Origin of the sequence: Pseudomonas sp. DCA-1, assembly GCF_046523955.1 — a bacterium.
Taxonomy (GTDB): Bacteria; Pseudomonadota; Gammaproteobacteria; order Pseudomonadales; family Pseudomonadaceae; genus Aquipseudomonas; species Aquipseudomonas putida_Y.
The window spans coordinates 3,133,121-3,155,917 of record NZ_CP169881.1 but is presented as its reverse complement, the minus strand read 5'-3'; the positions used below and the strand labels follow the sequence as shown (position 1 = coordinate 3,155,917).

At 62.3% G+C, this 22,797-nt stretch carries 23 protein-coding genes and 1 pseudogene; 10 read left to right on the top strand and 14 right to left on the bottom strand.

Going from position 1 to position 22,797, the window contains the following annotated elements; genetic code table 11:
- Window positions 1-220: 220 nt before the first annotated feature.
- The 3 genes from ACE4QZ_RS14925 to ACE4QZ_RS14915 form a co-directional block, all read right to left on the bottom strand.
- On the bottom strand, window positions 221-1,120 hold the full coding sequence (locus tag ACE4QZ_RS14925) for a hydroxymethylglutaryl-CoA lyase (protein ID WP_021785644.1): 900 nt from the start codon (window positions 1,118-1,120) through the stop codon (window positions 221-223).
- A gap of 19 nt (window positions 1,121-1,139) precedes the next feature.
- Entirely contained in the window at window positions 1,140-1,538 is a 399-nt protein-coding gene (locus ACE4QZ_RS14920; RefSeq protein WP_003247847.1) for a MerR family transcriptional regulator, read from the bottom strand.
- 75 nt (window positions 1,539-1,613) lie between these two features.
- Window positions 1,614-2,492, bottom strand: coding sequence for a helix-turn-helix domain-containing protein (locus ACE4QZ_RS14915; RefSeq protein WP_021785643.1), 879 nt, complete (start codon window positions 2,490-2,492; stop codon window positions 1,614-1,616).
- A 172-nt stretch (window positions 2,493-2,664) separates the two neighbouring features.
- Between ACE4QZ_RS14915 and pobA the strand changes: the two genes are divergently transcribed.
- The 3 genes from pobA (at window position 2,665) to ACE4QZ_RS14900 (ending at window position 6,719) form a co-directional block, all read left to right on the top strand.
- Window positions 2,665-3,852, top strand: coding sequence for a 4-hydroxybenzoate 3-monooxygenase (gene pobA, locus ACE4QZ_RS14910; protein WP_021785642.1), 1,188 nt, complete (start codon window positions 2,665-2,667; stop codon window positions 3,850-3,852).
- 150 nt (window positions 3,853-4,002) lie between these two features.
- Window positions 4,003-5,793: a gamma-glutamyltransferase gene (gene ggt / locus ACE4QZ_RS14905; protein ID WP_021785641.1), complete on the top strand. Its 1,791-nt coding sequence runs from the start codon at window positions 4,003-4,005 to the stop codon at window positions 5,791-5,793.
- A 44-nt stretch (window positions 5,794-5,837) separates the two neighbouring features.
- Window positions 5,838-6,719 carry a LysR substrate-binding domain-containing protein gene (locus tag ACE4QZ_RS14900; RefSeq protein WP_021785640.1) on the top strand — a complete coding sequence of 294 codons (882 nt, stop codon included), beginning with the start codon at window positions 5,838-5,840 and terminating at the stop codon, window positions 6,717-6,719.
- 273 nt (window positions 6,720-6,992) lie between these two features.
- On the opposite strand, the gene ACE4QZ_RS14895 is transcribed toward ACE4QZ_RS14900, so the two are convergent.
- The 4 genes from ACE4QZ_RS14895 to ACE4QZ_RS14880 all read right to left on the bottom strand — a co-directional run bounded on the left by ACE4QZ_RS14895 (window position 6,993) and on the right by ACE4QZ_RS14880 (window position 11,012).
- Complete coding sequence (locus ACE4QZ_RS14895) at window positions 6,993-7,592, bottom strand: START domain-containing protein (RefSeq protein WP_021785639.1); 600 nt, start codon at window positions 7,590-7,592, stop codon at window positions 6,993-6,995.
- An 88-nt stretch (window positions 7,593-7,680) separates the two neighbouring features.
- Entirely contained in the window at window positions 7,681-8,517 is an 837-nt protein-coding gene (locus ACE4QZ_RS14890) for a bifunctional allantoicase/(S)-ureidoglycine aminohydrolase (RefSeq protein ID WP_003247865.1), read from the bottom strand.
- A 106-nt stretch (window positions 8,518-8,623) separates the two neighbouring features.
- Window positions 8,624-10,015, bottom strand: coding sequence for an LLM class flavin-dependent oxidoreductase (locus ACE4QZ_RS14885; RefSeq protein ID WP_021785638.1), 1,392 nt, complete (start codon window positions 10,013-10,015; stop codon window positions 8,624-8,626).
- A gap of 16 nt (window positions 10,016-10,031) precedes the next feature.
- The gene (locus ACE4QZ_RS14880) at window positions 10,032-11,012 is read right to left on the bottom strand and encodes an aliphatic sulfonate ABC transporter substrate-binding protein (RefSeq protein ID WP_021785637.1); all 981 of its coding nucleotides are present in this window, start codon (window positions 11,010-11,012) and stop codon (window positions 10,032-10,034) included.
- 259 nt (window positions 11,013-11,271) lie between these two features.
- Here ACE4QZ_RS14880 and ACE4QZ_RS14875 point away from each other — a divergent pair, with 259 nt between their 5' ends.
- Both ACE4QZ_RS14875 and ACE4QZ_RS14870 read left to right on the top strand, forming a co-directional pair.
- Window positions 11,272-12,156, top strand: a complete 885-nt coding sequence (locus ACE4QZ_RS14875; RefSeq protein WP_021785636.1) for a hypothetical protein — start codon at window positions 11,272-11,274, stop codon at window positions 12,154-12,156.
- A gap of 148 nt (window positions 12,157-12,304) precedes the next feature.
- Window positions 12,305-12,988: a TetR/AcrR family transcriptional regulator gene (locus tag ACE4QZ_RS14870; RefSeq protein WP_003247872.1), complete on the top strand. Its 684-nt coding sequence runs from the start codon at window positions 12,305-12,307 to the stop codon at window positions 12,986-12,988.
- 38 nt (window positions 12,989-13,026) lie between these two features.
- Here ACE4QZ_RS14870 and ACE4QZ_RS14865 read toward each other — a convergent pair whose 3' ends face one another.
- Complete coding sequence (locus tag ACE4QZ_RS14865) at window positions 13,027-14,034, bottom strand: GlxA family transcriptional regulator (RefSeq protein ID WP_021785635.1); 1,008 nt, start codon at window positions 14,032-14,034, stop codon at window positions 13,027-13,029.
- Between the two features lie 161 nt (window positions 14,035-14,195).
- Here ACE4QZ_RS14865 and ACE4QZ_RS14860 point away from each other — a divergent pair, with 161 nt between their 5' ends.
- Together ACE4QZ_RS14860 and ACE4QZ_RS14855 are read left to right on the top strand one after the other, a co-directional pair.
- Entirely contained in the window at window positions 14,196-14,666 is a 471-nt protein-coding gene (locus ACE4QZ_RS14860) for a hypothetical protein (RefSeq protein ID WP_021785634.1), read from the top strand.
- A 103-nt stretch (window positions 14,667-14,769) separates the two neighbouring features.
- On the top strand, window positions 14,770-14,982 hold the full coding sequence (locus ACE4QZ_RS14855) for a PLDc N-terminal domain-containing protein (RefSeq protein ID WP_003247877.1): 213 nt from the start codon (window positions 14,770-14,772) through the stop codon (window positions 14,980-14,982).
- A gap of 43 nt (window positions 14,983-15,025) precedes the next feature.
- On the opposite strand, the gene ACE4QZ_RS14850 is transcribed toward ACE4QZ_RS14855, so the two are convergent.
- The gene (locus tag ACE4QZ_RS14850; protein ID WP_021785633.1) at window positions 15,026-15,352 is read right to left on the bottom strand and encodes a hypothetical protein; all 327 of its coding nucleotides are present in this window, start codon (window positions 15,350-15,352) and stop codon (window positions 15,026-15,028) included.
- Between the two features lie 345 nt (window positions 15,353-15,697).
- Here ACE4QZ_RS14850 and ACE4QZ_RS14845 point away from each other — a divergent pair, with 345 nt between their 5' ends.
- A complete protein-coding gene (locus tag ACE4QZ_RS14845; protein WP_021785632.1) occupies window positions 15,698-16,108 on the top strand; it encodes a RidA family protein in 411 nt (136 codons plus the stop codon).
- Window positions 16,109-16,215: 107 nt separating this feature from the next.
- The gene (locus ACE4QZ_RS14840) at window positions 16,216-17,088 is read left to right on the top strand and encodes a DMT family transporter (protein ID WP_021785631.1); all 873 of its coding nucleotides are present in this window, start codon (window positions 16,216-16,218) and stop codon (window positions 17,086-17,088) included.
- Here ACE4QZ_RS14840 and ACE4QZ_RS14835 read toward each other — a convergent pair.
- The 3 genes and pseudogenes from ACE4QZ_RS14835 to ACE4QZ_RS14825 all read right to left on the bottom strand — a co-directional run bounded on the left by ACE4QZ_RS14835 (window position 17,085) and on the right by ACE4QZ_RS14825 (window position 19,277).
- On the bottom strand, window positions 17,085-17,804 hold the full coding sequence (locus ACE4QZ_RS14835) for a TorF family putative porin (protein WP_021785630.1): 720 nt from the start codon (window positions 17,802-17,804) through the stop codon (window positions 17,085-17,087). The genes ACE4QZ_RS14840 and ACE4QZ_RS14835 overlap by 4 nt on opposite strands.
- A gap of 81 nt (window positions 17,805-17,885) precedes the next feature.
- The gene (locus tag ACE4QZ_RS14830) at window positions 17,886-18,137 is read right to left on the bottom strand and encodes a hypothetical protein (protein WP_021785629.1); all 252 of its coding nucleotides are present in this window, start codon (window positions 18,135-18,137) and stop codon (window positions 17,886-17,888) included.
- A 286-nt stretch (window positions 18,138-18,423) separates the two neighbouring features.
- A pseudogene (locus ACE4QZ_RS14825) lies at window positions 18,424-19,277 on the bottom strand (LysR family transcriptional regulator).
- A 92-nt stretch (window positions 19,278-19,369) separates the two neighbouring features.
- On the opposite strand from ACE4QZ_RS14825, the gene ACE4QZ_RS14820 reads away from it, so the two are divergent.
- On the top strand, window positions 19,370-19,798 hold the full coding sequence (locus tag ACE4QZ_RS14820) for a multidrug/biocide efflux PACE transporter (RefSeq protein WP_021785627.1): 429 nt from the start codon (window positions 19,370-19,372) through the stop codon (window positions 19,796-19,798).
- A gap of 178 nt (window positions 19,799-19,976) precedes the next feature.
- Here the strand turns inward: ACE4QZ_RS14820 and ACE4QZ_RS14815 are convergent, their stop codons facing one another.
- Both ACE4QZ_RS14815 and ACE4QZ_RS14810 read right to left on the bottom strand, forming a co-directional pair.
- The gene (locus ACE4QZ_RS14815) at window positions 19,977-20,996 is read right to left on the bottom strand and encodes a branched-chain amino acid aminotransferase (RefSeq protein WP_003247906.1); all 1,020 of its coding nucleotides are present in this window, start codon (window positions 20,994-20,996) and stop codon (window positions 19,977-19,979) included.
- A 136-nt stretch (window positions 20,997-21,132) separates the two neighbouring features.
- Entirely contained in the window at window positions 21,133-22,710 is a 1,578-nt protein-coding gene (locus ACE4QZ_RS14810; protein WP_021785626.1) for an ATP-binding cassette domain-containing protein, read from the bottom strand.
- Between the last annotated feature and the right edge of the window lie 87 nt (window positions 22,711-22,797).

The window sequence follows — 22,797 nt, the reverse complement described above, 5'->3', positions numbered from 1 at the left end:
GTTGTTTTTATTGGGTATCGCGTTTTTTTTGTTGTTGTACCAGAGATATAGCAGGGTGCGTGCCAACTTTTGAAAACCCTTTAAAATCAATGAGTTAAGAATTTTTGTCGACACCGCCCAGCCTGAAATTCTGCCGATTTGTTTCCCTGTTACCCGATTTTTTGCTGTGAAATGTGCGGGAGGTAACACTTCACCCACACCAATGTGACACCCGTGTGACCTATTGAGCGCTGCAGGCCCGTGCTACCCGCGACCCGTTTTCGCGGCCCAGCACGCTGCTGATGCGCTGGCCGGCGGCTATCAGCCGGCCCAGGTCGATGCCGGTTTCAATGCCAAGCCCTTGCAGCAGGTACACGACGTCTTCACTGGCGATATTGCCGGTAGCACCCTTGGCGTAAGGGCAGCCGCCCAGCCCGGCTACCGAGCTGTCGAACACGCTGATGCCTTCAAGCAGGCTGGCATAGACGTTGGCCAGGGCCTGGCCGTAAGTGTCATGGAAGTGTCCGGCCAGCTGCTCGCGCGGTACCTGGGCCGACACCACCTCGAACAGGCGCCGGGTGTCGCCTGCGGTTCCGGTGCCGATGGTGTCACCCAGCGAGACCTCATAGCAGCCCATGTCGTGCAGGGCGCGGGCCACCGGGGCCACCTGCTCGGCGCTGACCTTGCCCTCATAAGGGCAGCCCAGCACGCAAGACACATACCCGCGCACGCGCACGCCGTGGCTGCGCGCAGCGTCCATGATGGGTTCGAAACGCTTGAGGCTTTCGCTGATCGAGCAATTGATGTTGCGCTGCGAAAACGCTTCGGAGGCGGCAGCGAAGACCGCCACTTCCTTCACCCCGGCAGCCAGGGCGTCCTCGAAACCACGCAGGTTCGGCGCCAGTGCGGCATACGTCACACCGGGGCGCTGCTGGATGCCGGCGAAAACCTCGGCAGAGCCGGCCATTTGTGGCACCCACTTGGGGGACACGAAACTGCCCACTTCTATATAGGCCAGGCCCGCTTCGGTGAGGTCGTTGACCAGGCGTACCTTGTCGGCGACGCTGATGGGCTGGGCTTCGTTCTGCAGGCCGTCGCGGGGGCCGACTTCGACCAGGCGGACGTGTTTGGGCAAGGACATGGCGGGTTTCCTGTGGCGTTCAGCGGTTGTCTTTGTTGTTCAGGGTGGCGGCCAGGGCTTGTTCGCAGCGCTCCTGGGCGGTGTCCAGTTCCAGTTGCATCTGGTGAATGTCCAGCATCTGCTGCTCCAGCTGGGCACGGCGCTCGGCGATTTTCGCCAGCATGCTGTTGAGCTGCTTGAGGTTGCCGCTGGTGGGGTCGTACAGTTCGATCAGCTCACGGCACTCGGCCAGGGAAAAGCCGATGCGCTTGCCGCGCAGGATGAGCTTCAGGCTGACCTTGTCGCGCGGTGAGTAGATACGTTCCAGGCCACGACGCTCAGGGCTGAGCAGTCCCTGTTCTTCATAGAAGCGTATTGCGCGGGTGGTGATGTCCAGCTCGCGGGACAGGTCGGAGATGCTGTAGGTCTGAGTGCTCATGCTCGGGCTCGACGTAGGGTATGCGGATATCCTGAGGGCAGGTTGACGTATACGTCAAGAAGAGGCCTGCATGGATTATTCAGACAGCCCCGATCTGCGATACCCATTGGGCGTCTGCCCACTCAAGCGCTTGAACCACCGGGCGAAGTAGGTCGGGTCGGTAAACCCCAGGCTGTCCGACAACTGCCCGATGCTCATCCGCGTGTAGATCAGGTTGCGTCGCGCCTCCAGCAACAACCGCTGGTGCACCACCTGCAACGCAGTCTGGCCACTCAGCGTCCGGCACAGCTGGTTCAGCTGCAAGCTCGGAACATTCAGCCGCGCGGCATAATCTTCAACCGATAGATGCTCGCGGTAATGCGCTTCGACCAGGCGCAAGTACTGCCCCAGCAACAGCCGGTCACGTTCATCGCGGTTGCGCGGCGCCAGCCCTTGCTGCTGGCGGCGGCTGATCCACACCATCAGCGCGGTCACCAACGCTTCGAGCATCGCTGCGCGAGCCGGGGCATTGCCCTGGTACTCCTGCTGCAAGGTGTCGACCAGGCTGCGCAGGTGCACGCGGTCATGGCCCAGCGGGTAACACGCAGGTTGTGCCAGCACCGTCAGTGGCGCGCCCAGGCGCTGTTCCAGGTTCGCTACAAGGGCAGTACCAAAGGTCAGGACATAGCCCTGGATATCGGCGCTGAAGCGAAAACCATGCACGGTCATCGGCGGCACTACCTGGATCGCCGCTTCGCCGATGGCACTGCGCACCCCCTCGATCTCCACCTGAGCCTGGCCACGCTGTACATACAGCAGCTGGAACAGCTCGGCATGCTGGTGCGGCTTGATCTCCCAGTGATGCAGGCGGCTGCGCGCCGGGATTGATTCGCAGTGCAGCAGGTCGGTGCCGGGCCAGGCCTGATTTTCGCCGTACAGCTTGAACAACGGGACGCCGGGGAGGGTGGATTTCATCTGGGCTGACCTGTCCGTTAATCGAACGCTTTTCGTAAAAGTGCAGTTTTTTTATGGAATAGCACACTTAAGCGGCATTTTTTGCCATTAAAAATGCAATGGCAAACCCTAACAGCAGATGCCGCCCCGCTGCCAGTTCCGGGCCGGTATCGTCCGAACAGAGACAACAACAATGAAAACTCAGGTTGCAATTATTGGTGCAGGTCCGTCTGGCCTGCTGCTGGGCCAGCTGCTGCACAAGGCCGGTATCGATAACGTCATCGTCGAACGCCAGACCCCAGAATATGTACTGGGCCGCATTCGTGCCGGGGTGCTGGAGCAAGGTACGGTCGACCTGCTGCGTGAGGCCGGCGTGGCCGAGCGGATGGACCGTGAAGGCCTGGTGCACGAGGGTGTCGAACTGCTGGTTGGCGGGCGCCGTCAACGTCTGGATCTCAAGGCCCTGACCGGGGGCAAGACGGTGATGGTGTACGGCCAGACCGAAGTCACCCGTGACCTGATGCAGGCCCGTGAAGCCAGTGGTGCGCCGATCATTTATTCCGCCAGCAATGTCCAGCCGCATGAACTGAAAGGCCAGAAGCCCTACCTGACGTTCGAAAAGGATGGCCGGGTGCAGCGGGTTGACTGCGACTATATCGCCGGCTGCGACGGCTTCCACGGCATCTCGCGGCAGAGCATCCCGGAGGGCGTGCTGAAACAGTATGAGCGGGTTTACCCGTTTGGCTGGTTGGGCCTGCTGTCGGACACGCCACCGGTCAATCACGAGCTGATCTACGCCCACCATGAGCGCGGTTTTGCGTTGTGTAGCCAACGCTCGCAAACGCGCAGCCGCTACTACCTGCAGGTACCTTTGCAGGACCGGGTTGAGGAATGGTCTGACGAGCGTTTCTGGGACGAACTTAAAGCCCGTTTGCCCGCCGACGTGGCGGCTGACCTGGTTACCGGCCCAGCCCTGGAAAAAAGTATTGCGCCGCTGCGCAGCCTGGTGGTCGAACCCATGCAGTATGGTCACCTGTTCCTGGTGGGTGACGCTGCGCACATCGTCCCCCCTACCGGTGCCAAAGGCCTTAACCTGGCGGCCTCGGACGTCAACTACCTGTACCGTATTCTGGTCAAGGTGTACCACGAAGGGCGCGTCGACCTGCTGGCGCAATACTCGCCGCTGGCACTGCGCCGCGTGTGGAAGGGCGAGCGCTTCAGCTGGTTCATGACCCAACTGCTGCATGACTTCGGTAGCCACAAGGACGCCTGGGACCAGAAGATGCAGGAAGCTGACCGCGAGTACTTCCTGAGCTCGCCGGCGGGGCTGGTGAACATTGCCGAGAACTATGTGGGGCTGCCGTTCGAAGAAGTGACCTGATCTGTCATTGCGCAAACCTGGCACTCACGCAGAGAGCAAAGGCTGTATTGGTCAGCGAATGGCTTGCCGGTAATTGCACCAAGGCTTGAAGTCGAGACTGCCTATGACCGACAGTACTTCGCTGAATAGGTGAAGGCAGGACGCTTGACGATGAAATATCCCACCCCGCTGATCTGCGTTCTGTGCCTGCTGGCTGCCAGTGACTGGGCCGGGGCCGACCAGGTATTGCCCGCACCACCGGAACTGGCCTCTGGCTACCGTAGCGGTTTGCAGCCGGTGCACGCCAGCCGGCACATGGTCGCCGCAGCCAACCCGCTGGCCAGTGAAGCGGGGCGGGCGATGCTGCGTGCCGGCGGCAGTGCGATTGACGCCGCCATCGCCATGCAAATGGTGCTGACACTGGTCGAGCCGCAGTCCAGTGGGATCGGTGGCGGGGCGTTCATCCTGTACTGGGATGGCAAGCGCGTGCAGGCATTCGACGGGCGTGAGGCAGCACCTGCGGCGGTGACGGAAAAACTGTTCCTGCAAGCCGATGGCACACCCATGCCGTTCCGGGTGGCGCAGATCGGAGGGCGTTCGGTGGGCGTGCCCGGGGTGCTGCGCGCCCTGAAAAAGGCCCACGATCAGCATGGCAAGTTGCCCTGGCACGCCCTGTTCACCCCGGCCATCGCCCTGGCACGCAACGGCTTCGCGGTTTCCGAGCGCCTGCACACCCTACTGGCCGGGGATCCCTACATTGCACGCTCACCCGCCATGGCCCGTTACTTCCTCGATGAACAGGGCAAGCCGCTGGCAGTGGGAACGATCCTGCGCAACCCTGAGTTGGCTCATACCTTCGAGCAGATCGCCGCCCAGGGGCCCGAGGTGTTCTACAGCGGTGAAATTGCCGAAGCCATCGTCGCCAAGGTGCGTAGCCACGCCAATGCCGGGTATCTGTCGTTGCAGGACTTGCAGCGGTACCAGGCCAAGGAGCGCGAGCCGTTGTGCGGTCCCTACAAGGCCTGGCAGATCTGCGGCATGCCACCGCCCTCATCGGGTGGGGTGACCGTCCTGCAAACCTTGGGCCTGCTCGAAGCCGTGCAGCGCACCGCGCCGCAACGCGACCTGGCAGCGCTGCACCCGCTGGCCACCTCGTCCCCGGCCCGCCTGGAAGCCCCGCCCTTGGCCGTGCACCTGATCGCCGAGGCCGAGCGCCTGGCCTACGCCGACCGCGCTCAGTACCTGGCCGACAGCGACTACGTGCCCGTCCCGGTCAAGGCCCTGACCGATTCTGCTTATCTGGCCAGCCGCGCGGCGCTGATCGGCGAGCACAGCATAAAGCGCGCCCGTCCGGGCCACCCGCAAGGAGCGGACCTGGTACTTGCGCCCGACCGCTCGCCTCTGCGTATCTCCACCTCTCACCTCAGTGCGGTGGATGACAGCGGCCAGGCCCTGGCCATGACCACCTCGGTGGAGGCCGCATTTGGCTCGCACCTGATGGTCAAGGGCTTCCTGCTCAACAATCAGCTGACCGACTTCTCGTTCATCCCCCACGAGCACGGCAAGCCTGTGGCCAATCGGGTGCAGCCGGGCAAACGGCCGCTGTCGGCCATGGCGCCGACATTGGTGTTCTCGCGTGCCACGGGCGAGTTTGTCGCGAGCCTAGGTTCGCCGGGTGGTTCGCAGATCATCGGTTACGTGAACAAGGCACTGGTCGGCCTGCTGGATTGGCAGCTCGACCCGCAACAGGCCGCTGGCCTGCCCAACTTCGGCAGTCGCAATGCCGGCACCGAAGTGGAAGCAGGGCTGAGCAGCCCGGCGCTGATCCGCCAGTTGGCAGCCTGGGGCCATGAGGTGACGCCGATGACCATGACCAGCGGCATGCAGATCATCCAGCGCAGCGGCGAGGGTTGGTCAGGCGGTGCCGATCCTCGGCGGGAAGGAGTGGCCCTCGGTGACTAGCCGTGATAGAACGCAGACTTGCCATTCATTAGTTGAATATCCAGATGTCCATCAGCGTGAAATCGAATAGAGCCTTGTTCGACCTCGATCTGCTGCGCGCTATTGTCGTAGTAGCCGACTGCGGCAGCTTCACTACCGCTGCCGCGCGTTTGCATTCGACCCAGTCGACGATCAGCCAGAAGGTACGCCGCCTGGAAGACATGGTCGGCCACCGCCTGTTGGTGCGGGGCAACCGTGATGTGCTGCCGACCGACGCCGGGCAGACCTTGCTCGGCTATGCCCGACACATGCTTGCCCTGAACGATCAGATGCTTGAAGCCCTGGCCGGGGCGATGGTAGGCACCACGGTACGGCTTGGCGTGCCCGAGGACTTCGTTGGCGGGCGTACCACCAATGCGCTGTCGGCATTCAGCCGGCTGCACCCACAGGTGAAGCTCGAAGTGACCAGCGGCTTGTGCCGCGACCTGAGCCAGGCCTACGACAATGGCGAGCTTGACCTGGTGCTGCTCAAGCAACGACGCAACAGCCGTGAGGGCGTGGCCTGTTGGCCAGAGCGTCTGCAGTGGATCGACAGCGCGCGCACGCCTGCCTTCGAGTTGGACCCGATCCCGTTGGTCACCTTTCCGCCACGTGGCCTGTATCGCGAGGACATGATCAACGCCATCGAAGGCATGGGCCGGCGCTGGCGCATCAGCTTTACCAGTTCCAGCCTCAGTGGCATCCAGGCCGCGGTCGCCGATGGCATGGGTATCAGCCTGCTGCCGCCAAGGGCGGCCACCGGCGAGCACAGGGTGTTGGGGGCCGGGCAAGGGCTGCCGGAGGTCGACAGTTATGAGATCGTCATCGTGCACCGGCCGACCGCGGATGTGATGGTCAAGGCGTTGGCTGAGGTGATGGCGCAGTTGCTGGCGGGCGGTGGGATCTGATGATCTGTGGAAGATGCTCTTGCACAGCACTCAAAGCCAGCACGATCATTGTGAGGTTGTCCGGTGAATACAGGTGAAGCCCTTTGCCTTCCATCGCGCAGCCTGCATCGCGGGCAAGCCCGCTCCCACACCCGTTACGCTCCCTGTTCGCCGGACCTGATTCAAGGTCTCGATCCTTGCGCACATCCCGCGTTTTTTATTGTCTGTAGTACGTACCGTGGTACGGCGTGATCTTCCAGAGCGAAGCCCGGCGGATGGCGGCGACCAGCATACTCAAGGTTGGCGCTCAGCCACCGCTCGCAAGGTACGCAGCGTCACCACCGCTATATCCACCATTAGCCGGTTGGCCAGCCAGCTCGGCACATCCCCGGCAGGGGCGGCCTGCAACTGGTAGGTCACCTCGGTCACCCGCTCACCCAGCGGCTTCATCCGCCACTTGCCACTCAGGTGCCGTACCCGGATCAGTCCGTCAACCTTGGGGATTCTGTCGGGCTCGGCGCTCAGGTGGCGCACCAGGGTACCGTCGGCCAGGCGTTCGCTGGTCACTTTCAGCACCATGTCTCGCGGCCTCGTCGGCCATGGTGGGTTGGTGGTCAGGTATACCCAGGTGCTATCACCTTCCACATCCAGCAGCCGCAGCTGGTCACAGGCGTACAGCCACTTGCAGGCTACGCGCAGGTTATCCTGCAGGTCAGTAAGCGTGCGCACGCTGGCTTTCATGGTGCTGACACCACGAAACTGCGGGTAGGGCGAGGCGCTTGGGTCTTTCAGGTACACGCGAATGCCTTCGCGGTCGTAGGCGAGTTTCCAGCCATCGGTGGCCAGGGCAGAGGTGCACAGCAGCAAGGTCACGATCAGCAGGTAGCGGTTCATGGCCGTACCCTGCAGGGGTGGGTGTTTCAGTATGCGCGGCAAACAGAAAGCCCGCCAGGTTGGCGGGCTTGCGGGCATCAGCCTGGGCTTAGCGTTTAGGGTTCAGCGTCAGGTGTACGTGACGGTTCACGTCCTTGTACAGCAGGTAGCTGAAGTTGCCTGGGCCGCCAGCGTAGCAGGCTTGCGGGCAGAAGGCGCGCAGCCACATGAAGTCGCCGGCTTCCACTTCGACCCAGTCCTGGTTCAGACGGTACACTGCCTTGCCTTCCAGCACGTACAGGCCGTGTTCCATCACGTGGGTTTCTGCGAACGGAATCACACCGCCTGGCTGGAAGGTGACGATGTTCACGTGCATGTCGTGGCGCATGTCGGCCATGTCGACAAAGCGGGTGGTTTTCCAGCGGCCTTCGGTGCCCGGCATTTCGATGACGGTGGCGTTGTCGCGGTGGGTGACGAAGGATTCCGGTACATCCAGGCCTTCAACCTTCTGGTAGTGCTTGCGCAGCCAGTGGAAGGTGACGTTGGACTTGCTGTTGTTACGCAGGCTCCACTCGGCGCCCGGGGCCAGGAAGGCGTAGCCGCCAGGTACCAGGGTGTGGTGCTTGCCTTCGACGGTGATGTCCAGTTCGCCTTCGACGATGAACACCACGGCTTCCGCATCAGCGTCCAGCTCAGGGCGCTCGCTGCCGCCTTCCGGGGCCAGTTCGACGATGTACTGGGAGAAGGTTTCGGCAAAACCGGTCAGCGGGCGGGCGATGACCCACATGCGCATCTTGTCCCAAAAGGGCAGGTGGCTGGTGACGATGTCACGCATCACGCCTTTAGGGATGACGGCATAGGCTTCGGTGAACATGGCACGGTCAGTCAGCAGCTCGGTTTGAGCCGGGTGCCCACCGTGTGGGGCGAAGTACGAATGGTTCGACATGGACGATCTCGACTTGTTGTTCTCTCCCCATGCCTTGAACCGCACCGGCCGGTGCGGCGCAGGGGATGTGGCCACAGAATAGGGTCGAGTGCGTGCCATCCACAAATTAAATGTTGGAATACCCGGTATTTGATCGCTGAATACTGACCTGACGCCCAACGTGCCGTTCGGGCAGCTGGCTACCGCGGCCGAACAGCTTGTGGCGCAGGGGACCCTCGATGTAGCTCAGCGGGTAGCGGCCACGCCGTTGCAGCTCGGGCACCAGCAGGTCGACTACATTGGCCAGGTCGTCCGGTTGCACGGCGTAGGTCAGGTTGAAACCGTCGATGCCGGTATGGTCCAGCCAGGTTTCCAGCTGGTCGGCCACTTCGCTGACAGTGCCGATCAGCACGGGGCCGCGGCCGCCCAGGCCAACGAATTCGGCGGCTTCGCGTACGGTCCAGCGGCGAGTTGGGTCGGCGGCGGTAAAGGCTGCGAGGGCGGCACGGCCAGCATCGTTCTCGACGTACTCGATCGGTGCATCGGGGTCGAGGCCGGCGAAGTCGATACCGGTCCAGCCTGACAGCAGCGCCAGGGCAGCGTCCAGGTCAACATAGCGGCGATAGTCGTTAAAGCGGGCCTCGGCCTCTTCCCGCGTGGGGGCGACGATCAACAGCGCCTGGGCGTAGATCAGCACTTCGTCACGGCCACGCCCGGCCGCTTCGCAGGCCTGGCGGATGCCGTCGGCGTAGCGGCGCAGCACCGGCGGCGTTGGCCCGCTGATGAACACGCATTCGGCATGCCGTGCGGCAAACTGCTGACCGCGTGCCGACGCACCGGCCTGGAACAACACCGGGGTGCGTTGCGGCGACGGCTGGCACAGGTGCATGCCGGGCACCTGGAAGTGCTCGCCCACATGGTTGATCGGGTGTACCCGCGAGGGTTCGATATAGCGCCCGCTTTCACGCTCCAGCAGCACGGCGTCGTCGTCCCAGCTTTTCTCCCACAGTTTGTACAGCACCTGCAGGTATTCCTCGGCCAGGTCGTAGCGTTGGTCGTGGCCCAGTTGATGCGCCAGGCCGAGGTTGCGCGCAGCGCTGTCCAGATACCCGGTGACGATGTTCCAGCCGACCCGGCCATTGCTCAGGTGGTCGAGCGTGGACATGCGCCGGGCGAAGGGGTAGGGGTGTTCGTAGGTCAGCGAAAAGGTGACACCAAAACCCAAGTGCTCGGTCACCCCGGCCATTGCCGGCACCAGCAGCAGCGGGTCATTGACCGGCACCTGCACGCCACCGCGCAGAGCGGCTTGCGGGCTGCCTTGATAGACGTCGTAGATACCCAGCACATCGGCGATGAACAGGGCGTCGAACAGGCCGCGTTCGAGCAGGCGGGCCAGGTCGGTCCAGTAGCTCAGGCGGTTGAACGCCATACTGGTGTTGCGCGGATGGCGCCACAGTCCAGGGGACTGGTGGCTGGCAGCGTTCATGCTGAAGGCGTTGAAGCGGATCGGGCGGGGCATGGTCAGCGCGCTCCGTTCAAGGCAACACGGAAGCCGGGTACACCGCTTCGGCCACCTGTAGCTTGCGTGGAATCAGGCCCAGGCCCTGGAAGGTGTCCGCCAGCTTCTGTTGTTCGGCAACGATCTGCGGGGTGATAGCGACGGCGTTGTAGTTGCGCCGTTCGCTGGCCACTTCCAGCACCTGGGTGCTGATCCCCAGCTGCGGTGCCAGCAGCGCGGCAACTTCGGCAGGCTTGGCGTTGGCCCACTGGCTGACCTTGCCTAGCTCGGCAAAGAAGGTTTTCAGCAGTGCACGGTGCTCGTCGGCATAGCGGGCTGTGGACAGGTAGAAGGTGCGGTTGTTGGACAGGCCGCTGCCGTCGCGCAGGTTTCTCAACCCTGGCTGGCTTTCTGCTGCGGCGAGGAACGGGTCCCAAAGGGTCACGGCCTGCACACTGCCCGATTGCAGGGCGGCCACGGCATCGGCGGCATTGTTGACGTAGGCGGGGGTAATGTCCTTGTAACTGAGGCCAGCCTGCTGCAGGGCTACGGCCAGCAGGTATTGGGCATTCCAGCCGCGGCCGGTGGCCACGCGCTTGCCTTTCAGGTCCTGCACACTGGCCAGGTGGTCTTGCTCGCGCACGACCAGGCCAATGCCGCGTGGGTAGGGTTGTTCGGCGGCCAGGTAGACCACAGGCTTGCCGGCGGCCTGGGCGAACACCGAGGGGGCATCGGCTGCGTGGCCGAGGTCGATGGCGCCGGTGCTCAGTGCCTCCAGTAGCTGGGGGCCGGCGGCGAACTCATGCCAGCTGACCTTCACACCTTGCGGTGCCAGGGCCTTCTCCAGGGCGCCGCTGCCTTTGAGGATGTTGATGCTGTTGAATTTCTGGTAGCCGATGCGCAGTGTCCTGGCGTCGTCGGCAATGGCTTCGGACCAGGGCAGCAGGGCGCTGGCGACGCTGGCCAGTAAACCGCCGATCAGCAGACGGCGTAGTGGGGAGAAGGCATGTTTGGGCATGGGCATTGCTCCTTGAATCGGGTGAGAGGCGATCTGCCCAGGCTAAGGAGGTGGCGTTTGGCTTTCAATTTATATATTCCAGTTTGTTAGATTTTTTAGTTATTTTTATATCCTTTTGTTTTTAGTAGCGGGGTGCCTATCGTTGTTGGAGGCGCCATCGGCTGAGATCGGCGGGTCCTGCAGCACCCGTTTGTGCAGCTTTCGACATTTTTTTCACATTCGCTTGCTAGGATCCGCAACGATTCCGAGGAGCCCCTTCATGCCGCACATCCTGCGCAAGCGCAGCGCCCGCATCGCCATGACTGCCACCTCCGGGCTGCTCGCGGCCACCTTGGGCTTCTTCGCGTGGCAGAGTTTCTACCCGGTCCAGGCCGCTACCGGCTGGGATGTTGAGGTGTTGCATCGCGGCGTAACCAAAGCCGCCTCGCTGTTACCGCAAGCGGATGGCAGCCTGCTGGTCAGCCGTGAACTGGATGACGGCCGGGGCAGCATCCTCAAGATCACGGCTACGGGCGAGCGCGTCGTGCTGATCGATAACCTGTCCAAGCCCGATGGTATGGTCGCGGCACAGGGCGGCTGGGTGTTCAGCCAGGAAGGTGGCCTGGCACCTGTCAGCCTGTCCCTCGATGGCCAGGTCACCCGGCTGTTCGACGGCGAGAGCGTGCAAGGCCTCTGGAACGAAGGCAACTATCTTTATGCCATCGAAGACCGCAAGGGCAATGGTCGCCTGATGCGCTATGACTGGAGCAGCGGTCAGCTGGATGTACTGCGGTCCGGCCTGACCGAAACCGAAGGCCTGACCCGCTGCAGCGACGGCCGCCTGCTGTACACCGAAAAGGCCAATGGCAGGGTCCGCTCCCTGTCCGACGATGGCAGCGACCCGGTGGTGATCGACGGTCTGCGTAACCCTACGTTCTTGTATTGTGATCAACGTGGCCTATGGATCAGCGAGGACAACACACACCGTGCGCGCCTGCTGCGCATCGATGCCGATGGTAGCCAGCAAACGGTGCTGACTTTCCTCAAGGCTCCCCAGGCGATCATCGCCGATGGTATCGGGGGTTATCTGCTCGCTGAAGGTGGGCGTAACCGCGTGCTGCGCCTGACGCCCGCGCCGGCGCCCGCGACTGCCCAGCGTAACTGACTGTGCGCCTGGCTGATGATCAGTGCCCGCAGGCTGACCGCGCTGCTCGAGCCCAAGGCATCATGGCTACCCGACCAACAGCGTGCTTCCCTGCATGGTCGCGCTAACGGATAATCCCGGCATTCCAATAAACAGCCTGTGAGTGGGTATGAGTGATTCCGTAGTCGGCCTCGGCCAGCCTGAAACCGAAGGGGTGCGCAAAACGCGCAAGAACAACCCTGAGAAAACACGCGAGGACATCCTCCAGGCCGCCATCAACGAGTTCGTTCAGCAAGGGCTGGCCGGCGCCCGCGTCGACGCCATTGCCGAACGCACCGCCACTTCCAAGCGCATGATCTACTACTACTTCGGCAGCAAAGAGCAGCTGTATTGCGAGTGCCTGGTGAAGTTGTACGGGGATATCCGCAAGACCGAGCAGAGCCTGGACCTGGAGTCGTTGCCGGCTGAGCAGGCGATTCGTCGGCTGGTGGAGTTCACCTTCGATCACCACGACCGCAACGTCGATTTCGTGCGCATCATCTGCACCGAAAACATCCACTATGGCGAGTACGTCAAGCAGTCACCGGCCATTCGCGAAATGAGCAGCCTGGTGTTGGAGGCCTTGGGCAACACCCTGCGTCGCGGCGTGCAGGAAGGCGTGTTCCGCGCCGGCATCGAGGTCATCGACCTGCACATGCTGATGAGCTCGTTCTGCTTCTACCGGGTGTCGAACCGCCATACCTTTGGCGAGATCTTCCAGATCGACCTGTCTGATGAGCAGGTAAAGCTGCGCCACAAAGCCATGATCTGTGATGCGGTGTTGCGGTATATCCAGCTCGAACCTCGTACCTGAGATTGCTCGAGCGCCTGGGCTGACTCAAAGAGCCTCGGTCACTCGCCCAGCCGTTGCTCGCGCGACGGCGGGTAGCCAAAATACGCCGCATAGCATTTGCTGAAGTGCGACACCGAGACAAACCCGCAGGCCACTGCCACTTCCATCACCGACAGGTCGGAATACTGCAGCAGCCGGCGGCTCTTGGTGATGCGCAGCTCCATGTAATAGCGCCGTGGCGACGTGCCCAGCTGGGCCTGGAACAGGCGGTCGATCTGCCGGCGCGAGCGCCCGCTGTAGGCGGCCAACTGGTCGAGGCTGAGGGTTTCCTCCAGGTTGTTTTCCATCAGCTCGACAATGGTGCGCAGGTGCAGGCTCATGGACTTCTTCGCCCCAGGACCCACCTGGCGGTAGCGCGCACCGGAAAATGACAGGATTTCCTCGACCCCTTCGGCCAGGCCATCACCATACAGCCGGCGCACCAGGCCCAGCATCAGCTCCATGGCGCCATTGGGGCTGGCGGCGCTGAGGCGGTCACGGTCGAGGGTAAAGCTGGCCGGGGTGATGCGGGTTTGCGGGCTGCGCTCGGACAGGCTGGCGCGTTGCTCGGGGTGGATGCTGCAACCGTAGTCGTCCAGTACCCCGGCGCGGCCAAGGAACCAGGCGCCGTTCCACAAGCCGCCCAAGGCCATGCCGTGGGCCGCGCAATCGTCCAGCAGGCGATCGAGTTCCGGGTACTTCAGTGGTGTGCGCAAGCCGCCACAGACCACCAACAGGTCCAGCTCCTTCAGCGCCGCGGCGGACAGCTCGGTGGCTACCAGTTCCAGCCCCAGGTCGCTGAGCACCCGGTCGCCGTCCAGCGACAGCGGAGTGAACTGGAAGCTGTCGGCACGCAGCAGGTTTGCCGTGACCAGCACGTCCATGGCCACGGTGAAACTGGCCATCGAGAAGTGTTCGAGCAGGATAAAGTCGACCCGATAGGGCGCCTGGATATTGGCGCTGCTTGTTTTCAGCCGTAGCATGTTGCTGGTGCTGGTTTTTTTGCTGAACTGGCGTGGCGTGGGCACTCTGGACTCCGCTTCCTGGCTGGCCCGCAGAGTGTGGACGGTGCCCGGGGGAAAGACAATCTCCCTGGTGGCGGTGTCGTATTACAGGTCGTGTTCAGGCAACCTGCCTGTCCTGGTGCTTTGTCGCTATGCTGACATTCCCGTCATTGAGGATGCCCCTGATGAAATATGCCGCTGTAGTGTTGCTCAGCCTGTTGCCGTTGCTGGCCAACGCCCTGGAGCAGGGCGACAAGCTCGCCCCGTTCACACTGCTCGACCAGTACGACCAGGCCTACAGCCTGGATGCCGACACGCAGATTCTGCTGGTGGCACGCGATATGGACGGTGCCAAGCTGGTCAAGGCGGCACTGGCCGAGGAGCCCAAGGGCTACCTGGAAGCACGTAGCGCCGTATTTGTGGCCGACATCCAGCGCATGCCTGCACTGATCAGCAAACTGTTTGCTGTCCCGGCCATGCGCGAATACAGCTACCGGGTGCTGCTCGACCGAGAAGGGCGAGTGGCCAGCCGTTACCCCGGACAGGATGGCCAGGTGCAGTGGTTGCAACTGCAGCAGGGCGTGCTGGTCAGCCAGCGGGCGTTTACCGATGCAGCGGCGTTGAAGGCTGCACTGGAGAACGCACCACGGCAATGAGGCCCTATCGCCGCGCCTGCAAAGAGGTGTGGCGAGTCAAATCAATCTGAACCCTCAGCGCTTGCAGCAACCCAACCCATTACATGCCATTGGGAGAGCGCTCATGGAAATCGGTACAATCTGGATCATCATTGCGGCCCTGGTCATTCTGCTGGAGATCTGGGCCATCTGGCACATCATCGGCAGTGAACGGCGCGCCGAGCGCAAGATGCTGTGGATCGTCTTCGTGGTCTACGCACCATTCCCCGGTTTGCTGTTCTGGGCCTGGCGCGGGCCGCGGGCGGTGAAGGGCAGGGCGGTGCTGCAGGAGAAATGAGGTTTGCGGCCTCAGGCGCGGGGGCGCCTGAGGCCTTCGAAGTTTATTTAGGCAGGATGTCGAAACGTATGGCAGGGCCCAGCCCGTCCACCATCAGGCAGCCGTAGAACTTCACGGTGGACAGTACGCGCAATTCCTTGAGCGCGTCATGGATGTAGTCGCGGACCAGCTTTTCAGCTTCACGCTTGCGGTCAGCGAGGCTGGTGCCATTGAGCGTGATCATGCCAAGCAACGTGGTTTCAATGTGCTCAACGGTGTCCAGGCCGAGCTTTTCCCGCAGGTGCAGACGTGCCTGTGCCGCATCGGTTTCATCGCGTGGAGCGTTGTGCGGCTTGATGGTATAGGCCAGCTGAAAATCAAATTTGCTCATCGGTTTTTCCTTGTTGGTTAAAGGCCTCCATGCCGGGCTTTGCAATCTAGGCTCTGTACGGAAAGCCTTGATACTTGTTGATGCTGCGTTGAAAACAGCCTCGGAATGCTCATGTACTCCAGTACAGTCGGGCGCAACCCCGGCCGTTCCTCGGCTGTTTTCGCCTTGCCTGACCTGCGTCTCAAGGCTTTTCGTACAGAGCCTACGGTCTTACAGCCTCCGCGCAAACACACGCGTGGTTCTGACATGACGGTGTTTTGTACGAAATGTCCTACTTCGTGCTTGACCTCGAGTTAGCTTAAGGTCCGATACTCCGGCGCTCTTCCAACCGAGCGAGGGCTTGTCGTGACCCCATCAAACGCATTCCAGCTAAGCAACCCTGAAGGCCTTTACGACCCCAGTGGCAACGCCTACTCCCATGTCGCCGAAGTGCGCGCTGACAGCCGTCTACTGTTCATCGCCGGCCAGGGTGGGGAGGAGAGCAATGGCCGGTTGTCACCTGTGTTCGCCGAACAGGCTCGCCAGGCACTGGCTAACCTGGAACTGGCCCTGGCGTCGAAAGGTGCCAGCCTGGCCCAGGTGTTCAAGCTGACCCTGCTGATTGTCGAGCACTCCGAAGCGCGCCTGGGCCAATGGGTGGCCGAGGCCGACAGGGCCTGGGGAACGCGCATGAAACCGACCTGCACGTTGATACCGGTGCCACGGCTGGCGCTGGACGGCATGCTGGTGGAAATCGAGGCAGTCGCTGCGGTGTAGTGCAGTCAAATCAGTGGTGGCGCCAGGGAATTACTCTGTTGTATATCGATGCAGGCACCATCGGCACTGCTGCTATAACAACAATCCCACTCAGAGGTGACCACACCATGAGCACTGGCACGAGCACGCTTACTGACCGCAAGACCAGAGCCTGGCTTTGGCCTGCGCTGTTCAGCCTGGTGGCATTTGCTGCCAACTCGGTGTTCTGCCGGCTGGCGCTGAAAGACGGGGCCATCGACCCGGTATCTTTCACTATGGTACGCCTGGCCAGTGGTGCGTTTTTTCTGCTGTTGCTGATTCGCCTGCGCAAGCCGGTCCACACCATGGGCGGCAATTGGTGGGGCGGCCTGGCGCTGTTTCTGTACGCGTTCCTGTTTTCTGCGGCGTACCTGCAACTGGGGGCTGGGGTGGGGGCGTTGTTGCTGTTCGGTGCTGTACAAATCACCATGTTCGGCTTTGCCTGGTACCGGGGCGAACACATCACGGTACGCATGCTTCTGGGCATGCTGATCGCCTTTGCCGGCCTGCTGGTGCTGCTGTTGCCCGGTGCTTCGGCACCTTCGTTGGCCAGTGCCTTGCTGATGGCTCTGTCCGGGGTGGCCTGGGGGGTGTATACGCTACTGGGCAAAGGCTCGCCCAGGCCGCTGGCCGACACTGCCGGCAATTTTGCCCGCAGCCTGCATTGCATGGTGCTGCTGCTACCGATGCTGTTGCTGGGCGCCGGCCCGCACCTCACGCCGCTTGGCTTGGCGTATGCATTGGCTTCGGGTGTGCTGGCCTCAGGCGCCGGCTACGCCGTGTGGTATGGCGTGGTCAGGCAGGTCAGTGCGCAACAGGCGGCGACCCTGCAGCTCAGCGTGCCGGTGATTGCCGCACTGGGCGGGGTTGTCCTGATCGGCGAGCCGGTGTCGTTGCGCTTGTTGATCGCCTGTGTGGTGGTGTTGGGCGGCATTGCCCTGGCGCTGGCGTCGCGCCGTTAAAAAAAGTTGCGCTGGGCCTTGAGGGTGACCACGCTGTCGCAATAGGTGTTGATACCTGAGTACGCATCGCAGCCGTCGCCACTCAGGCTGGAGTTGCTGTAGATCAGGTTCAGGTCGATGCCCAGCCAAGGCCGCGACAATTCCAGTGACCAATCGGAAAAGGCATTCACCTGGCTACCATCACCAATGGTGAACGGTGTGCCCAGGCGGTGGTGGGCGAGCTTGACGGTGAAGTCGACGTCGAACATCGGCAGATGGCCGAAGTCGGCGAACAGCGTGCCGGTGCGGTTGTCGGGGTTGTCGCGCAGCGCCCCGCCGAAGCGGCTGCCCAGCACCGAAACACCCCCATACAGGGCGTAGCTGTCGGGGCCTGCGATATTTGGCTGACTGTAATGGATCAACCCTACCTCGTAGCCCAGGCTGCTGTCGAAATGGTGCTTGTAGCCCAGGTAACTGTCCAGGCGCAGGGTCGAGTTGTGGGTGACGCCCATGCTGGGGGCGTACTGGCCCAGGTACCAGCCATTGGGGTGGCTAAGGTCGAGCCCACCATGGAATGCGCCGACGGCGCTGGGTGAGATAAGCCCTTGCGCCATGCTGCGCGAGGGAGTGGTACCGAGTGTAAAGTCGAAATCGCCCAGTTGGCGTTTCATCTGCTGGGCTAGCGATACGGAGCTGAAAAGCAGCGCAGCACTCAGCAACAGAAGGGGCCTGATCATGGTCTCCGTCCTGGAAGGCTTGCGGTTGAGCGGTAGAGGATACCTGCGCAAGTGGAGGGAGGGAACCGCCGGCTAGCCCGTTCAGCCTTTGGTCGAAGGTTCAGCGTCGGTGGTCTCGGTCACCACAGGCAGCTTGCCGGCACGCAGGATTACCCGCCGTTGCTGCTCGTAATTGTCCAGCGACAGGCCGCGGCGCTGTAAGGCTTCCAGTTGCAACTGGCGAGTTTCTTCAGCGGTGTACGGGCGCAGCTCAGGGTGGCTGGCACAGCCGCTGATCACGGTGATGGCGAAAACGACAAGGACGGCGGCAAGCTGGCGGGCCAGGGCATTCATCGGTTAGCTCCAGGGCAATCTAGTAGGCAGCGAGGGGATGGAGCTAGGTTATGCGGCCACAGCGTTCGGTAGAAATTGCCCTGCTCGATAGTGACTATCGACGGTTCCGAGGAAGCAGATCGGGGTCACCTAGGTACAGGTCTAACTGCTCGACGACGATGCGCCCCAGGCCCTGACGGGCATCGAAGCAATGCGGCGTGCTCGGTACGGGGCGGAAGGAAGGCTTGTCGCTGGGTGTACCGGTTGTTGTGTCTGGGCGCACTTCAAGTTCGGGCGGGCAACACAACTATTGCCCCAACATCTGTCGCACCAGCCATTGCCCGGCCGGCCCCAAGGCACGTCGGCTCGACCAGGCCACATCCATATCCACCCGCCGGGGGTAACCCGCTATCTGCAACTCCACCAGCTCGTGGCCAAACCGTCTTACCAGGCCCTGGGCAGTTCGGCCCAGCCAAACCCGCGCACGGCGAACTCCAGCAGGGTAAGGTAATCCGGTGCCGACCACGCTTGGCCACGGCCATGGTGCAGGCTGGGGGCATAGGTCTTGATATACAGCTGTCGTGCGTTCTCCAGATGCTGTGCCTTTACTTGCGGCAGGCTTGCCAGCGGATGCTCGCTGGCGACATATACGCCGAACTCTGCCTGCTCCGGCAAGCGCGCCACGGCCACGTCGGCGGGGTAGCCGGGCTGTGTGGCAAGGATGCCGACATGGGCCAGGCCCTGCTGGATCATCTCGATCACATCAGCGTCCTCCGCCGGGCCGCAGCGTAGCTCGGTATGGGGGTAGTGCTGGGCGAAACGAGTCATCACCGCCCCTTGGAACGTTACGCTGTAGCTGTCCGACATCACCACAGATACCAGCGCCTCGACATTTTGCGCCAGTCGCACTGCCAGCGCATCGAGCTGGGCGCTGGCATCGAGAATCGCCTCTACATGGCTCCGCACCTGCCTACCCGCTTCATTCAGCGTGGGGTGGCGGCCACTGCGATCAAACAGCGGGCAGCCGATATCGGCCTCGAAATTGGCAATGGCGATGCTGACGGTGGACTGGCTTTTGCGCAGCTTGCGCGCCGCCGCAGAAAACGAACCGAGTGATGCGGCTTCGGTAAAGGCGACCAGAGCTTCGGGAGAGTATCGCATGGTATTGATAAAACCGATGGCAGCTATATCGCGAGTATCAGTTCTATCAAAGAGAATGGGAAGCACGACTCACGCAATGGATGGAATTTGCAATGAAAAACGTGTCTTTCACCGAACGCCTGGTCCACGCGGTTGGCTATGAAGTTTTCGCGGTACTGCTGTGTGCGCCGCTGCTGTCCTGGATCATGGGCAGGTCATTGGCAACGGCGGGCGCGCTGGCGGTGACCCTGTCGGTAATCGCCATGTTGTGGAACATGGCCTACAACGCACTGGTCGATCGCTGGGTGCAAACCGAACGCATCAACTGGAAGGCCAGTATGCGTTTCGTGCACGGTCTTGGCTTCGAAGCCGGCCTGGTGGTGTGGTGCCTGCCGGTGGCGGCTTGGATGCTGGAGATTTCGCTGCTGCAGGCGTTCATGGTGGAGCTGGGCTTCTTCGTGATCATCCTGCCCTACACCGTGGTGTACAACTGGGCGTTCGACAAAGCCCGGCACCTGCTGGTGCAGCGGCACCTGGCATGATTCTGCAACCCTGCGCGGTTCACTGATCGGGGGCACAGGTCGGTGGTTGGGCGCAGCCGGTGCCATGCCCCGCGCCGTCTGCTTTGCGGGTAAAAACCGCTCGAGGTGACCGTATAAACCCAAGAAAAACGGGGCATGCCATTACTGGCATGCCCCGTTTTCATACAGCTGATGCGCCTCAGGCGACCTTGACGATCCAGCCTGCCGGTGCCTCTACATCGCCGCTCTGGATACCGGTCAGCTCGTTGTAGAGCTTCTGGGTAACCGGGCCGACCTTTTCCAGGTCGTGGAACACGTGCAGCTTGCCGTTGTACTCGATGCCGCCGATTGGGGTGATCACGGCTGCGGTACCGCAGGCACCGGCTTCGACGAAGCGGTCCAGCTTGCTGATCTCGACATCGCCTTCGATCACGGTCAGGCCCAGGCGCGATTGCGCCAGTTCCATCAGCGAGAGGCGAGTGATGCCTGGCAGTACCGAGGCCGATTTCGGGGTAACGAACTCGTTGTTGGCGGTGATGCCGAAGAAGTTGGCCGAGCCGACTTCCTCGATCTTGGTGTGGGTCAGCGGGTCAAGGTAGATGGCATCGGCGAAGTTGGCCTTCTTCGCTTCAGCGCCCGGCTGCAGGCTGGCAGCGTAGTTGCCACCGACCTTGGCTGCGCCGGTGCCCTGCGGGGCAGCACGGTCGAAGCTGGAAATCTGGAAGTTGTGCGGCTTCATGCCGCCCTTGAAGTACGAACCAACCGGGATGGCGAACACCGAGAAGATGAACTCGGGGGCGGTGCGCACGCCAATGTTGTCGCCGGTGCCGATCACGAACGGGCGCAGGTACAGGGCGCCTTTGCCGTGCGGTGGCACGAACTTTTCGTTGGCCTTGACCACTTGCTTGCACGCTTCGATGAACACATCGGTCGGTACGTGCGGCATCAGCAGGCGTGCGCAGCTGCGCTGCATGCGGGCGGCGTTCTGGTCCGGGCGGAACAGGTTGATCGAGCCGTCCTTGCAACGGTAGGCCTTCAGGCCTTCGAAGCACTGCTGGCCGTAGTGCAGGGCCGTGGAGCCTTCACTGATGTGCAGTACGTTGTCTTCGGTCAGGGTGCCCTTGTCCCACTCGCCATTGCGCCATACGGACAGGTAGCGTTTGTCGGTCTTGATGTAGTCGAAACCCAGCTTGTCCCAATTAATGCTTTCGTTGCTCATGACACCCTCATTGTCTTGCAAGTGCCCGATCGCTCGGGCTGCTGTTATATGCGCACCATGCCACCTTAAACCATCCTTGGCGGATCGGGAACGGCCAGTCACGAATTGATAGGCTGCGATGCTTTTTTTTCGGTTTCTACAACCGCAAGTACTCATCCAGCGCCAGGTTTTCCAGCAATACCGCATCATGGGACGCCACTATCAGCGCCCCGCGAAACTGCCCAAGCATGTGTTCCAGGGCTGTCAGCGATGGCAGGTCCAGGTGGTTGCCGGGTTCGTCCAACAGCAACAGGTCGAGCGGCCGTTCGCGGTACAGCACGGCGGCCAGCGCCGCCTTCATACGCTCGCCGCCGCTAAGCAGGCCACTGGGCAGTTCGATACGGGGCGCATCCAGGCCCAGTTGCGCCAGGCGGCTGCGCAATTTTCCCTGGGCCAGCGTCGGGTTGGCTTGGCGTAGGTGTTCGAGCACGCTACGGTTGCCTGGCAGGGTGCTGCAGTGCTGGTCGAGCAGGGCGGTCTCACCACTTAGGCGCACGTTGTCGGGCGATGCCGGCAATTCCCCATTCAGCAGCCTGAGCAGGGTGGACTTGCCACTGCCATTGGCGCCGATCAGCCCTACGCGCTGGCCCAGGCACAAGCGCAGGTCAAGCGCTTCACGGGTGCCATGGGGCAAGCAAAGTGCCTGCACGGCCAACACTTCACGGCCCGGATGACGCTGAGGGGTGGGCGTGTGCAAGGTAATAGCGCTGTCTCGCTCCACCTCGCGGGCGGCGTCACGCACTTTGCCCAATAGCGTTTGCCGAGCATCGCGATGGTCGCGGCGCTGCTTGCCGGCAGTGGCCTGGCTGCGCTCCTGCTTGCGGTCGACCAGGATCTTGGCTTGGTTGGCGTGCCTGGCTTGGCGCCCGGCCCGGGCCTGATGGCGCTCCAGGTCTTCGCGTTGGCGCTGCAGTTCACCGGCCTGGCGTTGCTGCTCCTGCTTCAGCCGGGCAAGTTGCTGCTGGGCCTGCGCCGTCTGGTTGGCTTTTTGCGCACTATAGAGGCTGTAGTTGCCACCATAGGCCTGCAAGCCCAGGCTGGATAATTCGACAATGCGTGCCATGTGCGCCAGCAGGCTGCGGTCGTGGCTGATCACCAGCAAGCCACGGTCCCAGGCTTCGATCATGCTCAGCAACTGGGCGCGGGCGTTGCTGTCCAGGTGATTGCTTGGCTCGTCGAGGATCAGGTAATCAGCATCGCTGAGCCACGCGCCAATCAGTGCCACGCGCATGGCTTGGCCACCGCTCAGGGTCCGAGCGGGCTGGCGCCAGTCAAGTTGACCCAGGCCGTGGCCCTGAAGCTGCAGTTGCAATTGCTCGCGCATATCCCAGCGCTCGCCAACGGTGTCGAAATCCTGGGGCTTGATGCTGCCTTGCTCGATGCGTTCCAGCGCCGCAATCACCGGCCCCACTTGAGCCAGGTCGGCCAGCGTGGCGCTGCGCTCGATGACTTGCTGATCCAGCAAGTGGACAGGCCCGAGGCGCCGACAATGGCCGCTGCTCGGTTCACGCTGGCCGGCAAGAATTTGCCCTAGCAGGCTTTTGCCCACGCCATTGCGCCCGACCAGGCCGGTGCGGCGTTGGTCGAAGGTTTCGTTGAGGTTGCTAAACAGCGGCCTGCCATCAGGCAAGACCAAGGAAACGCTGTCCAGCGTCAGAATCGACGTGTTCGTCATGTACATCTCCACAAATGCCGCGACATCTCCGGAACGAACCGGAGGCTGAAGACTGGCCGTCGAACGGACGGCGGCATCAATGGCGCA

Bases quoted from the DNA above. Each gene is read 5' to 3' on its own strand.
- pobA (WP_021785642.1), top strand. From the start codon at position 2,665: ATGAAAACTCAGGTTGCAATTATTGGTGCAGGTCCGTCTGGCCTGCTG.
- ACE4QZ_RS14815 (WP_003247906.1), bottom strand. From the start codon at position 20,996: ATGAGCAACGAAAGCATTAATTGGGACAAGCTGGGTTTCGACTACATC.
- ACE4QZ_RS14855 (WP_003247877.1), top strand. From the start codon at position 14,770: ATGGAAATCGGTACAATCTGGATCATCATTGCGGCCCTGGTCATTCTG.
- ACE4QZ_RS14870 (WP_003247872.1), top strand. From the start codon at position 12,305: ATGAGTGATTCCGTAGTCGGCCTCGGCCAGCCTGAAACCGAAGGGGTG.
- ACE4QZ_RS14920 (WP_003247847.1), bottom strand. From the start codon at position 1,538: ATGAGCACTCAGACCTACAGCATCTCCGACCTGTCCCGCGAGCTGGAC.
- ACE4QZ_RS14895 (WP_021785639.1), bottom strand. From the start codon at position 7,592: ATGAACCGCTACCTGCTGATCGTGACCTTGCTGCTGTGCACCTCTGCC.
- ACE4QZ_RS14900 (WP_021785640.1), top strand. From the start codon at position 5,838: ATGTCCATCAGCGTGAAATCGAATAGAGCCTTGTTCGACCTCGATCTG.
- ggt (WP_021785641.1), top strand. From the start codon at position 4,003: ATGAAATATCCCACCCCGCTGATCTGCGTTCTGTGCCTGCTGGCTGCC.
- ACE4QZ_RS14925 (WP_021785644.1), bottom strand. From the start codon at position 1,120: ATGTCCTTGCCCAAACACGTCCGCCTGGTCGAAGTCGGCCCCCGCGAC.
- ACE4QZ_RS14915 (WP_021785643.1), bottom strand. From the start codon at position 2,492: ATGAAATCCACCCTCCCCGGCGTCCCGTTGTTCAAGCTGTACGGCGAA.
- ACE4QZ_RS14810 (WP_021785626.1), bottom strand. From the start codon at position 22,710: ATGACGAACACGTCGATTCTGACGCTGGACAGCGTTTCCTTGGTCTTG.
- ACE4QZ_RS14890 (WP_003247865.1), bottom strand. From the start codon at position 8,517: ATGTCGAACCATTCGTACTTCGCCCCACACGGTGGGCACCCGGCTCAA.
- ACE4QZ_RS14880 (WP_021785637.1), bottom strand. From the start codon at position 11,012: ATGCCCAAACATGCCTTCTCCCCACTACGCCGTCTGCTGATCGGCGGT.
- ACE4QZ_RS14850 (WP_021785633.1), bottom strand. From the start codon at position 15,352: ATGAGCAAATTTGATTTTCAGCTGGCCTATACCATCAAGCCGCACAAC.
- ACE4QZ_RS14875 (WP_021785636.1), top strand. From the start codon at position 11,272: ATGCCGCACATCCTGCGCAAGCGCAGCGCCCGCATCGCCATGACTGCC.
- ACE4QZ_RS14820 (WP_021785627.1), top strand. From the start codon at position 19,370: ATGAAAAACGTGTCTTTCACCGAACGCCTGGTCCACGCGGTTGGCTAT.
- ACE4QZ_RS14830 (WP_021785629.1), bottom strand. From the start codon at position 18,137: ATGAATGCCCTGGCCCGCCAGCTTGCCGCCGTCCTTGTCGTTTTCGCC.
- ACE4QZ_RS14860 (WP_021785634.1), top strand. From the start codon at position 14,196: ATGAAATATGCCGCTGTAGTGTTGCTCAGCCTGTTGCCGTTGCTGGCC.
- ACE4QZ_RS14885 (WP_021785638.1), bottom strand. From the start codon at position 10,015: ATGCCCCGCCCGATCCGCTTCAACGCCTTCAGCATGAACGCTGCCAGC.
- ACE4QZ_RS14840 (WP_021785631.1), top strand. From the start codon at position 16,216: ATGAGCACTGGCACGAGCACGCTTACTGACCGCAAGACCAGAGCCTGG.
- ACE4QZ_RS14835 (WP_021785630.1), bottom strand. From the start codon at position 17,804: ATGATCAGGCCCCTTCTGTTGCTGAGTGCTGCGCTGCTTTTCAGCTCC.